The sequence below is a fragment of the Yersinia nurmii genome, assembly GCF_001112925.1.
GTDB classification, from domain to species: Bacteria; Pseudomonadota; Gammaproteobacteria; order Enterobacterales; family Enterobacteriaceae; genus Yersinia; species Yersinia nurmii.
Genome location: NZ_CPYD01000005.1, coordinates 135,425 through 148,673 on the forward strand (window position 1 = coordinate 135,425; position 13,249 = coordinate 148,673).

Sequence of the window (13,249 nt, forward strand, 5' to 3'; positions counted from 1 at the left end):
CCCTCTTATAACCCTACATAAGCGGGATCACTCTAGTCAGTAAATGTCGAGATCTGTCAGCAAATGTAAGCAGAGAGGCTATTTCTTAAAAGCGGTACAATAAACCATCAATTAACGCCTATATTTCCCTGTTTCATATCCTGCTATTTTGCTAAAGTGACTGCTCTTTTTTTTCCCGCCGCTTTGGGAGCGAAACGCGAAAAATGCGCTGGTTGTTTATCCTGCTTATTGCTGTTTCTTGCTGGACCGGTTCGGTCGCCAGCAAGCCGCTATTGGCTGGGCATTCTGATTCCACGCAGGACGTTTCTTATCGCGCCCTTCAGCGCACTGCAATTCAATATATTAATGTTGAATTCATTACTCAAAACGTCTTCCGACATGATGCGCCACAGCCCGACCAGCTACGTCTTGGCAAGCGGATCAAAAATTTCTCAATTAAAAACCGTCTGGGCACATCTAAATTCACCGGAACAGGCAATACTTTATGGGTAAACCTGAGCTGGCACCCGTCCTGGTTCCTAACTTCACGCAATGCTCAGGCAAAAGAAATCTATAAGCAGTCCCGACAACCGTCGCCATTACGCCAATCTGGCCGCTGGATGCTTCATTCAGCCGCACAGCAAAATCGCGTGGGCGGGTGGAAAGAGAGTAATATCCTGTACAGCGGCGCACTGACTTATCACGACGCCGCAACTCTGTTTCCATTGTCATAAAAATTTATAAGCAAAAAATAGATTTACTGCATACGCATCAACGGATTGGTTCACTTTGGAAGTATCAGCACCTTTATCTGAGCCGCCGCGTGAGCGCAACAAAAACAATGACGTTTTAGGAATACCAGATGGATATCATTAAAGAACTCTTACATGCCTTATGGCAGCAGGACTACGAAACACTCGCTAACCCTTCGTTGGTGTGGGCCATTTATATCCTGCTGTTTGTCATACTTTTTCTGGAAAATGGCCTGCTACCCGCAGCATTTTTACCCGGTGATAGCCTGCTGATTCTGGTCGGCGTACTGATTGCCAAAGGGGCAATGAGTTTCCCAGTCACGCTAGTGGTTCTGACTACCGCCGCCAGTTTAGGCTGTTGGGTCAGCTACATACAGGGAAGATGGCTGGGAAATACCAAGATAGTGCAGGGCTGGTTATCCCATTTACCCGCCCACTATCACACCCGTGCACATAATTTATTCCACCGTCACGGCCTGTCCGCCCTGCTCATTGGCCGTTTTCTGGCTTTCGTCCGGACACTGTTACCGACTATCGCTGGCCTTTCTGGCTTGAGCAACGCTCGTTTCCAGTTCTTTAACTGGGTTAGCGGCCTGCTTTGGGTACTGATTCTGACCGCATTGGGATTCGCGTTGGGTAAAACGCCGGTATTCCGCAAATACGAAGATGAAGTCATGTTCTTCCTAATGCTGCTACCGCTAGCGTTATTGGTTATCGGCCTATTTGGTTCTCTGTACGTACTGTGGCGTAAAAAGCGCAGCGTTCAGGGTGATAAAGGAAATCAGGCGTGATCCAGCTTCTGGCTCGTTTGCGCCGCCCACGCTGGCACTATGCGGTGCTGGCGTTGGGTATGTTGTTGCTCGTCGCGCTGTTTACCCCTGTGATACTGCATACTGAAAGCGCCCTGAAAATCAGCCCTAATCAACAAGGGCTGAGTCTTCCGGACGGGTTCTACCTTTATCAACATCTGGACGAACGAGGCATTCGGATTAAAAGCATTACGCCGGAGGCCGATAGTTTGGTGGTCAGTCTGGAATCACCGGAGCAGCAGAAAGAAGCCATTGAAGCATTGCAGGCTATTTTGCCGAAGGGTTACGTCATCGTGCTGAGTGAATCAACCAAGCGTCATAGCTGGCTGCCAAAATTTGGCGGCGATACGCAAAAAATAGGCTAGCTCAATCCACGTTAGTCCAAATCTCTGTCGGGGGAAACGCTCCCCCGTCCCTCTGATGTCATTTATCCCCCGCGTTCTTTGATTCCCATTCGATATGTATCCGATAGCTATCGAACTGCCGCTACCACGCAACAATTTGAAAAATGAAAGGGATTCCCCAATATACCCCAACAGAAAACTTGGGCGATGTACTATTCAGCGCTATGCTTAACTTAAGTTCGGTAATCACCATTACTAATATGTCTCATTTATTAAGCGGCATGGAGCTAAGACACGCCGTTGTCTTCAGGCTGCAAAAAGGAAGAAATATTATGTTGTTACGCCATTCCCTTCTGCTGGTTTTACCGGTTGTTGCATTCTGCGGCCTGGCTCAGGCTGCTACCGCTAACGGCTGCGATGTCAAAGAGAAAGAAATTCAGCAGCAGATCGATTATGCCAAACAGCATGGTAATACCCAGCGCGTTACCGGGCTGGAAACGGCGCTGAAAGAAGTGAAATCCAACTGTACTGAAGCCGGTTTACAGGCTGAGCATCAGCAAAAAGTGGCTCAGAAACAGCAGAAAGTTGCCGAGCGTCAGCAAGAGCTGAAGCAGGCGCAGGAAACTGGTGACGCAAAGAAAATCGCAAAAAAACAGAAGAAGCTGGACGAAGCCCAAACCGAGCTAAAGCAACTTCAGGCTGAATAGATATTACCCATCGTTTTTAGTAGTCAAAAATCTGGTTTAAAAGCCATTTTATGGTGTTTTTTAGGACGAATCCGCAGGCGGATTAGCATGATTTTCCACAGGTTGGCCTTTCAACCGCTCAGAAAATCCGCTATGTTAGATATTCTTCTCAGTTATGTTAAGGAGTTATTGATATGGCACAAGATAAAAACGCTGAAAATTTGCGCGCCGAACTCAAATCACTGGCAGATACATTGGAAGAAGTTTTGCATTCCTCCTCTGACAAGCCAAAAGCTGAGTTAGATAAATTACGTTCCAAAGCTGAGAGTGCCCTAAAGGACACTCGTGAGCGCCTGAGCGAAACTGGCGACAAAATTGCGGCTCAGACCAAAGAAATCGCCGGCAAGGCTGATAACTACGTCCATGACAACCCTTGGACAGGTGTTGGTATCGGCGCCGCCGTTGGCGTGGTGTTGGGCGTTCTGTTGTCCCGTCGCTAATTATGGCAGAGCAACCTCGCACACAGGGCCCCGGTAAAGGGGTCCTTGATACCATCCATCGCATCGCCACTATCGTGGTTGGCATGGTTGAAACCCGCGTTCGACTGGCGGTAATTGAGCTAGAAGAAGAAAAGGCAACGCTGATTCAGTTGCTGATAATGGCCGGAATTACTCTGCTATTAACCGCTTTTGGTTTAATGAGTCTGCTGGTGTTAGTGATGTGGGCCGTTGATCCCGTCTACCGCTTTATGGCTTTGGCTATCACTACCGGCGTGCTGTTGGGGCTAGCGCTGGTAGGTGTTATCTGGACGCTGGTTAAAGCTCGTCGTTCCACGTTTTTGGGTTCAACCCGGCAACAGTTGGAAATCGATCGGGAATTATTGGAGAAAGACCAGTGAGCCGCCCATTACGGTTAGAAAAGGAAAAGTTGCTGCGTCAGATTGAACAGCAACGCTTGGATCTGGCTAATAGCGCGGCACACTGGATTGAAGTAACCGCGCCTTACGATCGCGGCTGGCTCAAAATCCTTGAAATGCGTAAGTTTCTGGTTCTGGGTTCCAGCCTAATCGCAGTTTATGGCGTTCGCCATCCTAGCCGAATGATTCGCTGGTCCCGCAGGGCGTTAAGCGCATGGGGTACCTTCCGACTTTTCCGTCGCACATTTTCTTCCCGCTAAACTCGCCTGTCGCCACTGTCTCAGACGGCGAGTTTTATTAACTCATTTAATTTATTTTCTTATTCTCATCCCTTCCACTTATCTGTATCAGCTGACCTTTTTCGCACTTTTTGTTAAACCCATCAATTTTTTTGATAAAAACAAACAGTATTACTTGCTAACAACTTTCCTACTTCCCTACTAACATATTATTCATCAACTCGGTATGAAGCTGGAAAGCCAACGGATTGCCACAAAATATTGCCGCTAATGTCAGGCATTAGCATCAACCCTTATTTGGAGTAAGTAGTCGATGAATAAATTACAAGATACCGGTCTGTTGGTTGCACGTATTCTGATGCCAATTCTGTTTATTGTTGCCGGTTACGGCAAAATGGGCGATGCCTATGCTGGAACTCAACAATATATGCAGATGATGGGCGTTCCCGGCTTCTTCTTGCCATTGACTATCTTGCTGGAATTTGGCGGCGGTCTGGCTATTCTGTTTGGTTTCCTGACCCGCACTACCGCTCTGTTTACCGCGGGCTTTACGTTGTTAACCGCGCTGATTTTCCACACAAACTTTGCGGAAGGCGTAAACCAGCTGATGTTCATGAAAAACCTGACCATCGCCGGTGGCTTCTTGGTGCTGGCCGTTGCAGGCCCCGGCGCATTCAGTATCGACCGCCTGCTGGGCAAAAAGTGGTAACTTTCCCCCGCGGCTAATATTCGACGCCCTATCTAATGGTAGGGCGTTGTTATTTTGTCACCTTCCTGACAATGAATAGATTAATACGGCGTTGTTAACCAAGCTTATTTCGCCTTCCTCTTCTCTCTGCGCGATAAAATCTGTGCGCGATAAAATTCGTTATGACCTCTAAATACACAGGAGTACCCAATGGGGCAACTAGTTGACGGCGTTTGGCAAGACATCTGGTACGACACTAAGTCAACCGGCGGCCATTTCAAACGTAGCACCTCGCAATTCCGTAATTGGATCACCCCTGATGGCCAGCCCGGCCCCCACGGTCGCGGCGGTTTTAATGCGGAAAAAGATCGTTATCATTTATATGTTTCCCTTGCCTGCCCTTGGGCGCATCGCGCTTTATTAATGCGCAGCCTTAAAGGGTTAGAATCCCTGATTCCGGTTTCAGTCGTACACCCATTAATGTTGGATAAAGGCTGGACCTTTGGCACCGATTTCCCTGATACCACTGGAGATTCCCTTTACCAATCGGATTACCTCTACCAGTTGTATTTACGTGCAGAACCCACTTATAGCGGACGAGTGACCGTCCCCATACTTTGGGATAAGCAGCAGCAAACCATCGTTAGCAACGAATCTGCCGATATCATGCGTATTTTTAACAGTGCATTTGATGGTGTAGGTGCCGCAAAGGGGGATTATTATCCCGAAGCCCTACGTGTGAAAATCGAAGAAATTAACGGTTGGGTCTACGATGCAGTCAATAATGGTGTGTACAAAGCCGGTTTTGCCACCAGCCAGAATGCATATGATGAAGCGGTAAATACGTTGTTTGTGGCGTTGGATAAATTGGAATTAATTCTGGACCAACAGCGTTATTTAACTGGCAATCAACTGACTGAAGCTGATTTACGTTTATGGACCACTTTGGTTCGTTTTGATCCTGTTTATGTCACCCACTTTAAATGTGATAAACGCCGAATTAGTGATTATCCGAACTTATACGGTTTCCTCCGAGATATTTTCCAGATACCTACCATTGCTGACACCGTTAACCTACCGCATATTCGCAATCATTATTATCGCAGTCATGCCACGATTAACCCCTACGGTATTATTTCCGTCGGGCCAGAACAGGATTTATTGTCGACCCACGGGCGAGATGTTCGTTTTGGTTCAGAGCTATAGTCTTACCAAATACCCTGTTACACCTTTTGCCCTGACGGGCGACCAACGCCCGTCTCACTCTATTCTTAACCACGTCCCAGGAGTTTGGGAATTTCCCGCAGGCACCAGGATTTGGCCTCGCCCATACTGTCCCGCCGCCAGGCCATAATAATATCCACTTCTCGGCTGTACTCCGGCCCAACAACTCGCAAACGACCCGCCTCGATGTCTTTTTCAACCATTTCATAAGGCATGGTCGCCACGCCCAATCCGGCCAGCAACGCACGACGTTTATCTTCAATAGTACTGACCGTTAAACGCTGCTGCTTATCCAATAACTGAACGGTAATGACCGGGCGCTCACGAGCGGTATCTGCCACGGCAATACCTCGGTATTTAACCCGAGTCACTTCTGAAAGCGGCTCCGGTTCTTGATGGATTGGATGATCCGGGCTGGCCACATAGACGCTGGTCACTTTATATAATTTTCGTGAATTGATTTCTGAAGAAGCGCGGAAGTGCATATCTGGTGCGATAACAATATCAGCACGTCCCTGCTCCAATCGCTCCCAAGCACCGGCCAGAACCTCGGTCAAAATTGAAACCTGCGTATTGGCCTTAAGCGACAGTTTGTCGATAAGCGGGAACAGTTTCCAGGCGGGCGACAACGCCTCGCTCACAATAGTAATGTGTGTTTCCCAGCCCCGCGCCAGCGCTTCAGCATCCGTAGTCAGTTTATCGGCAGCTTCCAATAGCACTCGGCCACGATCCAGTAGCATCCGACCAACATTTGTGAATTTAGTGCGATGTCCGGAGCGATCAAATAGCACCACATCCAGCTCTTCTTCAAGCTTTTGCATGGTGTAGCTGAGGGCCGAAGGTACTCGACCCAATTCATCAGCGGCAGCGGCAAAGCTGCCTCGACGATCAATAGCATCCATTACCCGCAACGCTTCTAGCGTTAACGCCCGATCTTTGGCCATCAGTTTTCTCAGTCAGGAAATTTGAATATACCGACCAGATTAACTGGCTAACAATCCTGCGTCCAGACGCTTACCATTTGTCTATCAATTTATAGGGGCAATCATCGTCATGATCACATGCAGAACGGCAAAACAGTGCGGGCAAGCTGACTTTGGTTGGTTACAGGCCCGCTATACCTTTTCTTTCGGTCATTATTTCGATCCCAAACTGTTGGGCTACGCTTCATTGCGAGTACTCAATCAGGAAGTTCTCGCGCCCGGCGCGGCTTTTCAACCACGAACTTATCCTCAGGTGGATATTCTCAACCTGATTTTACAGGGTGAGGCAGAATACAGAGACAGTTTGGGTAATCATGTGCAGGGAAAAGAAGGCGACGTTATTTTATTTTCGCCGCAGTCTGAGGTGAGTTACAGCGAGCATAATCTGAGTAGTTGTAAGCCATTAACCCGAATTCAGCTGTGGTTGAATGCCTGCCCTGAGCAGGATAGTGATTCGAGCCAGCGTCTGGCGCTAGGCAATGAATTTTATCGTTTACTGGCTTCGCCTGATGGCGGTCAGGGGAGTCTGAAACTGCGTCAGCAGATGTGGATTCACCATTTGAATATGGTAGCAGGAGATGAACACAGCATTCAGCTTCACGGCCAACGGGCTTATTTGCAGTCAATTCACGGCACCGTCGAAGTGGAAGGTTCGCAGACGACCGATCTTCAGCGTCTAACCTGCGGTGACGGCGCCTTTGTTCAGGAAGAGCAGCAGCTCACCATTAAAGCCCAAACGCCGCTACGCGCACTATTAATCGACCTACCGGTATAGGTACCTATTCAAATAACAGCAGCCCCCCAAAATCGCATCACGCTGAATGTTAGGGCGTCGCGAACTAGCAAGTTGGGGTGCGCCTAGCGCGCAGGAACCGGAACCTACACAACGTAGGTGAGGACTCTGAGCTCTGCGTTAGCCCAAAATGGCGACGCGGTCGATTACCCAATAAAAAACCCCTTGTGAGGATAACCTCACAAGGGGCTCTATAATAGAGGGAGTTGACCGGTAAGCCGGGTTCTGTCGTGGACAGTCATTCCTCTAGGCCAGCAATCGCTCACTGGCTCAAGCAGCCTACCCGGGTTCAGTACGGGCCGTACCATGTGAACCCCTATTTGGCCTTGCTCCGGGTGGAGTTTACCATGCCACGGACTGTTGCCAGCCGCGCGGTGCGCTCTTACCGCACCCTTTCACCCTTACCTGATCCCACTTGCGCGGGCCATCGGCGGTTTGCTCTCTGTTGCACTTGTCGTAGGCTTGCGCCCCCCAGGCGTTACCTGGCACCCTGCCCTATGGAGCCCGGACTTTCCTCCCCTCCACCTGTCTCCCCCGAGAGGGACTACAGTGAAGCGGCGACTGTCTAGTCAACTCCGCGGCGGATTATAGTCACATTGAAGCAGAATGTCATCTTTCCCTTGAAACAAAGATTTATAGTGATTGATTATCAAACAAAGTGATTTTATCGAACGAGCCTTAACTCTGTTTTGAATATGTGGTGATAAATGAAGTCATCACCCGCCAAATCGGGGCAATTTCTTGCGCGTTATTTTCTCTTCCTCCCCTGCCGCGTGAATTATCTGTTTTCACTTTATTACCACTCAACAAACCCGTAGAGAACTGTAAAGACGCTGACAAAAATTACCTTTTCAGTCAGAGGAATACGTAGAGTTTATTCGCTAGGATTAGAATAGTCAGGCCAACATTTCGAGCGTTCTGGGAGCTGTATTATGAAACGTATTGCGCTGCTCATTGCTCCACTTGCCGCAATTTTTTTGCTCAGTAGCTGCGTGGTGGAACCCGCCCGCTATCGCGAATCTGAATTTGCGGCGCCGCCGGGCATAGTTTATGTCGCACCTGAATATCCAATGCCAGGGCCAGGCTATGTTTGGCGCTATCACGCAGGTCATTCGTGGGGCTGGTATCACCCCGGGCATGGCTGGCATCGCGGTTGGAAATAATGTGTAAAGATCATGACAAAAGCCGGACATCGCACCCGGCTTTTCACATGACTGCTTACCGCGCAGCGTCTTCTTCTGCATCGCTCTGCTGGTCGAGTGCATAGCGGTATAAGGCATTTTTCTTCACGCTGTGGATTTCTGCCGCCAGCGCCGCAGCTTTCTTCAGTGGAAGCTCTTTTTGCAGTAATGCCAGAGTGCGCAGTGCCTCAGCTGGCAATGCGTCGTCAGCCAGCGCTTTGTGTCCTTCGACGATCAGCACCATTTCCCCCCGTCGCCGCATGTCATCTTCCTGCACCCAAGCCAGCAATTCGCCCACTGGCGCACCGTGGATTGACTCCCAGGTTTTAGTCAACTCTCGCGCCAGCACCACGTAGCGTTGTGGGCCAAGAACCGTCACCATGTCCTGCAAACTTTCCAAGAGACGATGGGTCGATTCATAGAAAATAAGCGTTCGTGGTTCCTCAATCAGCGCCTGCAAGGTATCCTTACGGCCTTTGGTTTTTGCTGGCAAGAATCCTTCGTAGCAAAAACGATCTGAGGCAATCCCCGCCGCTGACAACGCAGCTATAGCCGCGCAGGCTCCGGGCAAAGGTACGACCCGAATACCCGCTTCACGACAGCGGCGCACTAAATGGTAGCCGGGGTCGTTGATTAATGGCGTTCCCGCATCGGAAACCAGAGCTATACTTTGGCCTTCTTGCAGCTTCGCCAGCAGTTGGTCAGCTTTTTGTTGTTCGTTATGGTCATGAAGCGCAAACAGGCGCGCGTTGATAGCAAAGTGTTGCAACAGCAAACCCGTGTGGCGCGTATCTTCTGCCGCAATCAAATCAACGCTTTTCAGTACCTCTAACGCCCGGTGGGTGATGTCCCCTAAATTACCGATTGGGGTGGGTACCACGTAAAGCGTAGATGCAGAAATCACTGCTCGATCGTGTTGATTCATTGTTTCATCCGGATTACCGATTTAATATTGAGCATCTTGAAAAAAACATCACTGGATACAGTATGCTTTCCTCAACATCCGTTCGTACCAAAGCAGGAATTTTTATTCCTGCTGTTCTGGCCGCTCTTGTCCTGGCTGGCTGTTCTGGCCTGGCCCCACAGACTCCGCCGCCGTCAAATATACAGGACGAAGCAAGCGCGAACTCTGATTATTACCTGCAACAATTGCAGCAAAGTAGTGATGATAACAAGGCTGACTGGCAATTACTCGCCATTCGTGCCCTGCTACGTGAAGGGAAGCTGCCGCAAGCCAGTGAGCAACTGAATACATTGCCTGAAAAAATGAGCGACACTCAGCGTCAGGAACAGCAGTTGCTGGCCGCCGAGTTATTGGTTGCACAGAAAAATGCCCCTGCCGCCGCCGCAATACTGGCTAAATTAGACGCCAGCACATTATCGGCAAATCAGCAGGTTCGCTATTATCAGGTGCTGATCGGCTCTAGTCAGGGTAAACCGACTCTGCCGCTCATTCGTGCCTATATCGCTCAGGAACCGCTGCTTAAAGATAAGGCTCATCAGGATAACATCGACGCCACCTGGCTGGCGCTGGCGCAGCTGACGCCTCAGGATCTGAATACGCTGGTGATCAATGCCAATGAAAATGTCCTGCAAGGCTGGTTGGATCTGTTGCACGTATATCAGGATAACCGTCAGAACCCTGATTTATTAAAAGCGGCGATCAAAGACTGGCAAACTCGCTATCCACAAAATCCGGCGGCGAAATCATTACCTGCCCAACTAACTCAGATTGTGAACTTCACTCAGGCGTCCACCGCTAAAATAGCGCTGCTGCTGCCATTAAGCGGTCAGGCGAAAGTTTTTGGCGATGCTATTCAACAAGGTTTTATGGCAGCGCAAAGCGGCCTGCCAGCGCCTGCACCAACCGCAGAACCGACCCTTGACGCAAACGCGCCAGTTGACGGTGAGGCCGCAGCAACGCTGGAAGCCCCTGCTCCGGTTGCCGCGCCTGTCGCTGCCAGCAATGCGCAGGTAAAAGTCTATGACACCACTTCTCAGCCAATCGCTGCGCTGCTAGCTCAAGCACAGCAAGATGGTGCCACGCTGGTTGTCGGCCCGTTGCTGAAACCGGACGTCGAACAATTAACCGCTACGCCGACCACGCTGAATATTCTGGCGCTGAATCAGCCAGAAACCGCCAAAGACAGCCCAAATATCTGTTACTTCGCTCTGTCGCCGGAAGATGAAGCGCGTGATGCCGCCCATCATTTATGGCAGCAGCAGAAGCAAATGCCACTGTTGCTAACACCTCGTGGTGCTTTTGGCGATCGTATCGCCAGAGCCTTTGCCGAAGAATGGCAGAAGCAAGGCGGCCAGACCGTACTACAGCAGAGTTTTGGTTCCACCGCAGAGTTGAAGCAGTCCATCAACAGCGGCGCGGGTATTCGTCTGACCGGCCAGCCAATTTCTGTTACACCGACAGCAGCTTCGCAGTCAGTGACTATCGCCGGTTTGACTATTCCAGCACCGCCGGTTGAAGCGCCGGTGATTTCCACTTCCGCGGGCGGGAACGTGGATGCCGTGTATATCGTGGCAACGCCGGACGAGCTGACGCTGATTAAACCTATGATCGATATGGCGACCACGACTCGCAGCAAACCCTCGCTGTACGCCAGCTCGCGCAGCTATCAGGCCGGTGCAGGCCCGGATTACCGTCTGGAAATGGAAGGCGTTCAGTTCAGCGATATTCCGCTGATGGCCGGCGCCAACCCTGCGCTAATGCAGCAGGCTTCCTCCAAGTTTGCTAACGACTATTCGCTGGTTCGTTTGTATGCCATGGGGATGGATGCTTGGACTTTGTCTAACCACTTTGCTGAAATGCGCCAAATTCCAGGCTTTAAGGTATCAGGCTCGACCGGTGAACTGACCGCATCATCAAACTGCGTGGTTAACCGTAAACTGCCTTGGTTGCTCTACCGCCAAGGAATGGTTGTTCCGGCGCAATAACCGGCATTTTCAACCTGACTTTAGCGCCCCTGTTTCCGAGCGGGGGCGAAAATAATGGATTAAAACATGAGCCAAAGGGATACTGGCGCAAGTTATGAACGACTGGCTCGCCGCCATCTGGAACAAGCCGGTCTGGTCTTTCAGTCCGCCAATGTGAGCGTTCGCGGCGGCGAGATTGATCTTATTATGCGCGACGGGGCGACCTGGGTATTTGTCGAGGTGCGCTTTCGTCGGAATGCGACCTTTGGCGGCGCAGCGGCCAGCGTGACTCATACCAAACAGCAGAGGTTATTACGTGCTGCGGCGGTTTGGCTGGCACAGCGCGGAGCCAGTTTTGACACATCATCTTGCCGTTTTGATGTTATTGCGATTACAGGTAACCAGTTAGAATGGTTGCCTAATGCTTTCAATACGGATTGATCATTTTTCTCCGGCCAAAGCCGGGCAATTCATTTTACTGAGTGGGTTAAATCAACGTGCTGGATAGAATCAAAGTCTGTTTTACCGAAAGTATTCAAACCCAGATTGCTGCGGCGGAAGCCTTACCTGACGCGATATCACGGGCGGCGATGATGCTGGTTCAATCACTACTGAATGGTAACAAGATTCTTTGCTGCGGCAATGGAACCTCGGCGGCAAACGCCCAGCATTTCGCCGCCAGTATGATCAACCGATTCGAAACCGAGCGACCAAGCCTGCCAGCTATCGCGCTGAATGCCGATAATGTGGTGTTGACCGCGATTGCCAATGACCGTTTGCATGAAGAGGTTTACGCCAAGCAAGTACGTGCTTTAGGCCAGGCCGGAGACGTTCTGTTGGCCATTTCCACTCGTGGTAACAGCCGTGATATTGTGAAAGCAGTTGAAGCAGCCGTAACCCGCGATATGACGATTGTCGCGCTCACGGGTTACGACGGTGGCGAACTGGCAGGCCTATTAGGCCAGCAGGATGTTGAAATTCGCATTCCTTCTCACCGCAGCGCTCGGGTGCAGGAAATGCACATGCTTACAGTGAATTGTTTGTGTGATCTGATTGATAACACTCTATTCCCTCATCAGGACGATTAAAGGAGCATAAATGAAGGTTAGTTTCCCATTTTTTGCCGTGCTGTTTAGCGCGTTGCTATTACAAGGCTGTGTTGGTGCCGTCGTAGTTGGCAGCGCCGCTGTGGCGACCAAATCCGCAACTGACCCTCGCAGCGTCGGTACTCAAGTTGACGACGGTACACTAGAAGCCCGTGTGACCAACGCATTGAGCAAAGACCAGCAACTGAAAAAAGAAGCCCGCGTCGTCGCTACGGCTTACCAAGGCAAAGTACTGCTAACCGGGCAAGCACCGACGACCGAATTGGCAACCCGAGCCAAGCAAATAGCCGCTGGCGTTGAAGGCACCAGCGAAGTGTACAACGAGATTCGTCTGGGCAAACCGGTCGATCTGGGCACCGCTTCATCAGATACCTGGATTACTACCAAGGTTCGTTCGCAGATTCTCACCAGTGATTCGGTTAAATCTTCTAACGTCAAAGTCACCACCGAAAATGGCGAAGTGTTCCTGCTCGGTCTGGTTACGCAGCAAGAAGGACAATCTGCCGCGCAGATCGCCAGTAAAGTTGGCGGCGTCAAACACGTCACCACCGCCTTTACCTACGTCCAATAATTGACTCGCCGAAAAGCAAAAGGGCCTAGTTGATACTAAGCCCTTTTTGT

17 protein-coding genes and 1 other RNA gene are annotated in these 13,249 nt (G+C 50.3%); 15 read left to right on the forward strand and 3 right to left on the reverse strand.

All coding sequences use genetic code 11. The features are described 5' to 3' along the window. Positions 1 to 203 precede the first annotated feature (203 nt). The 9 genes from AD970_RS08220 to AD970_RS08260 all read left to right on the forward strand — a co-directional run bounded on the left by AD970_RS08220 (position 204) and on the right by AD970_RS08260 (position 5,619). Positions 204 to 713 carry a hypothetical protein gene (locus AD970_RS08220; protein WP_049597833.1) on the forward strand — a complete coding sequence of 170 codons (510 nt, stop codon included), beginning with the start codon at positions 204 to 206 and terminating at the stop codon, positions 711 to 713. 128 nt (positions 714 to 841) lie between these two features. Further along, a complete protein-coding gene (locus tag AD970_RS08225) occupies positions 842 to 1,522 on the forward strand; it encodes a DedA family protein (RefSeq protein ID WP_049597835.1) in 681 nt (226 codons plus the stop codon). Further along, a complete protein-coding gene (gene mzrA / locus AD970_RS08230) occupies positions 1,519 to 1,905 on the forward strand; it encodes an EnvZ/OmpR regulon moderator MzrA (RefSeq protein ID WP_049597838.1) in 387 nt (128 codons plus the stop codon). Before AD970_RS08225 ends, mzrA begins: the two co-directional genes overlap by 4 nt. Positions 1,906 to 2,216: 311 nt before the next feature. Next, positions 2,217 to 2,591, forward strand: coding sequence for a DUF1090 domain-containing protein (locus tag AD970_RS08235; protein WP_049597839.1), 375 nt, complete (start codon positions 2,217 to 2,219; stop codon positions 2,589 to 2,591). A gap of 173 nt (positions 2,592 to 2,764) precedes the next feature. After that, positions 2,765 to 3,070 (forward strand): DUF883 family protein, encoded by a 306-nt coding sequence (locus AD970_RS08240; protein ID WP_049597841.1) that lies wholly within the window; start codon positions 2,765 to 2,767, stop codon positions 3,068 to 3,070. A 2-nt stretch (positions 3,071 to 3,072) separates the two neighbouring features. Beyond that, positions 3,073 to 3,468, forward strand: coding sequence for a phage holin family protein (locus AD970_RS08245; RefSeq protein ID WP_049597843.1), 396 nt, complete (start codon positions 3,073 to 3,075; stop codon positions 3,466 to 3,468). Beyond that, positions 3,465 to 3,746, forward strand: a complete 282-nt coding sequence (locus tag AD970_RS08250) for a YqjK-like family protein (RefSeq protein ID WP_049597844.1) — start codon at positions 3,465 to 3,467, stop codon at positions 3,744 to 3,746. The genes AD970_RS08245 and AD970_RS08250 overlap by 4 nt, the downstream gene beginning before the upstream one ends. Before the next feature lie 292 nt (positions 3,747 to 4,038). Then, positions 4,039 to 4,434 (forward strand): DoxX family protein, encoded by a 396-nt coding sequence (locus AD970_RS08255; RefSeq protein ID WP_049597845.1) that lies wholly within the window; start codon positions 4,039 to 4,041, stop codon positions 4,432 to 4,434. A 189-nt stretch (positions 4,435 to 4,623) separates the two neighbouring features. Then, on the forward strand, positions 4,624 to 5,619 hold the full coding sequence (locus AD970_RS08260) for a glutathione S-transferase family protein (RefSeq protein ID WP_049597847.1): 996 nt from the start codon (positions 4,624 to 4,626) through the stop codon (positions 5,617 to 5,619). Between the two features lie 65 nt (positions 5,620 to 5,684). Here the strand turns inward: AD970_RS08260 and AD970_RS08265 are convergent, their stop codons facing one another. After that, complete coding sequence (locus AD970_RS08265; protein WP_049597848.1) at positions 5,685 to 6,581, reverse strand: LysR family transcriptional regulator; 897 nt, start codon at positions 6,579 to 6,581, stop codon at positions 5,685 to 5,687. 109 nt (positions 6,582 to 6,690) lie between these two features. Between AD970_RS08265 and AD970_RS08270 the strand changes: the two genes are divergently transcribed. Then, entirely contained in the window at positions 6,691 to 7,395 is a 705-nt protein-coding gene (locus AD970_RS08270) for a pirin family protein (protein WP_049597850.1), read from the forward strand. A gap of 216 nt (positions 7,396 to 7,611) precedes the next feature. On the opposite strand, the gene rnpB is transcribed toward AD970_RS08270, so the two are convergent. After that, positions 7,612 to 7,990, reverse strand: an RNA gene (rnpB, locus tag AD970_RS18485) — RNase P RNA component class A. A gap of 355 nt (positions 7,991 to 8,345) precedes the next feature. Here rnpB and AD970_RS08275 point away from each other — a divergent pair. After that, complete coding sequence (locus tag AD970_RS08275; protein ID WP_049597852.1) at positions 8,346 to 8,576, forward strand: hypothetical protein; 231 nt, start codon at positions 8,346 to 8,348, stop codon at positions 8,574 to 8,576. Between the two features lie 55 nt (positions 8,577 to 8,631). On the opposite strand, the gene rsmI is transcribed toward AD970_RS08275, so the two are convergent. Continuing rightward, positions 8,632 to 9,519 carry a 16S rRNA (cytidine(1402)-2'-O)-methyltransferase gene (gene rsmI, locus AD970_RS08280; RefSeq protein WP_049597853.1) on the reverse strand — a complete coding sequence of 296 codons (888 nt, stop codon included), beginning with the start codon at positions 9,517 to 9,519 and terminating at the stop codon, positions 8,632 to 8,634. A gap of 62 nt (positions 9,520 to 9,581) precedes the next feature. On the opposite strand from rsmI, the gene AD970_RS08285 reads away from it, so the two are divergent. The 4 genes from AD970_RS08285 (at position 9,582) to dolP (ending at position 13,199) form a co-directional block, all read left to right on the forward strand. Then, positions 9,582 to 11,543, forward strand: a complete 1,962-nt coding sequence (locus AD970_RS08285) for a penicillin-binding protein activator (protein WP_049598107.1) — start codon at positions 9,582 to 9,584, stop codon at positions 11,541 to 11,543. A 66-nt stretch (positions 11,544 to 11,609) separates the two neighbouring features. After that, entirely contained in the window at positions 11,610 to 11,963 is a 354-nt protein-coding gene (locus AD970_RS08290) for a YraN family protein (RefSeq protein WP_049597855.1), read from the forward strand. Between the two features lie 56 nt (positions 11,964 to 12,019). Continuing rightward, positions 12,020 to 12,610 (forward strand): DnaA initiator-associating protein DiaA, encoded by a 591-nt coding sequence (gene diaA, locus AD970_RS08295; protein WP_049597857.1) that lies wholly within the window; start codon positions 12,020 to 12,022, stop codon positions 12,608 to 12,610. A gap of 10 nt (positions 12,611 to 12,620) precedes the next feature. Then, entirely contained in the window at positions 12,621 to 13,199 is a 579-nt protein-coding gene (gene dolP, locus AD970_RS08300; protein WP_049597858.1) for a division/outer membrane stress-associated lipid-binding lipoprotein, read from the forward strand. Positions 13,200 to 13,249: the final 50 nt, after the last annotated feature.

Bases quoted from the DNA above. Each gene is read 5' to 3' on its own strand.
- AD970_RS08290 (WP_049597855.1), top strand. From the start codon at position 11,610: ATGAGCCAAAGGGATACTGGCGCAAGTTATGAACGACTGGCTCGCCGC.
- AD970_RS08260 (WP_049597847.1), top strand. From the start codon at position 4,624: ATGGGGCAACTAGTTGACGGCGTTTGGCAAGACATCTGGTACGACACT.
- AD970_RS08245 (WP_049597843.1), top strand. From the start codon at position 3,073: ATGGCAGAGCAACCTCGCACACAGGGCCCCGGTAAAGGGGTCCTTGAT.
- AD970_RS08220 (WP_049597833.1), top strand. From the start codon at position 204: ATGCGCTGGTTGTTTATCCTGCTTATTGCTGTTTCTTGCTGGACCGGT.
- AD970_RS08265 (WP_049597848.1), bottom strand. From the start codon at position 6,581: ATGGCCAAAGATCGGGCGTTAACGCTAGAAGCGTTGCGGGTAATGGAT.
- AD970_RS08235 (WP_049597839.1), top strand. From the start codon at position 2,217: ATGTTGTTACGCCATTCCCTTCTGCTGGTTTTACCGGTTGTTGCATTC.
- AD970_RS08240 (WP_049597841.1), top strand. From the start codon at position 2,765: ATGGCACAAGATAAAAACGCTGAAAATTTGCGCGCCGAACTCAAATCA.
- AD970_RS08270 (WP_049597850.1), top strand. From the start codon at position 6,691: ATGATCACATGCAGAACGGCAAAACAGTGCGGGCAAGCTGACTTTGGT.
- AD970_RS08225 (WP_049597835.1), top strand. From the start codon at position 842: ATGGATATCATTAAAGAACTCTTACATGCCTTATGGCAGCAGGACTAC.
- AD970_RS08285 (WP_049598107.1), top strand. From the start codon at position 9,582: ATGCTTTCCTCAACATCCGTTCGTACCAAAGCAGGAATTTTTATTCCT.
- AD970_RS08255 (WP_049597845.1), top strand. From the start codon at position 4,039: ATGAATAAATTACAAGATACCGGTCTGTTGGTTGCACGTATTCTGATG.
- dolP (WP_049597858.1), top strand. From the start codon at position 12,621: ATGAAGGTTAGTTTCCCATTTTTTGCCGTGCTGTTTAGCGCGTTGCTA.
- AD970_RS08275 (WP_049597852.1), top strand. From the start codon at position 8,346: ATGAAACGTATTGCGCTGCTCATTGCTCCACTTGCCGCAATTTTTTTG.
- rsmI (WP_049597853.1), bottom strand. From the start codon at position 9,519: ATGAATCAACACGATCGAGCAGTGATTTCTGCATCTACGCTTTACGTG.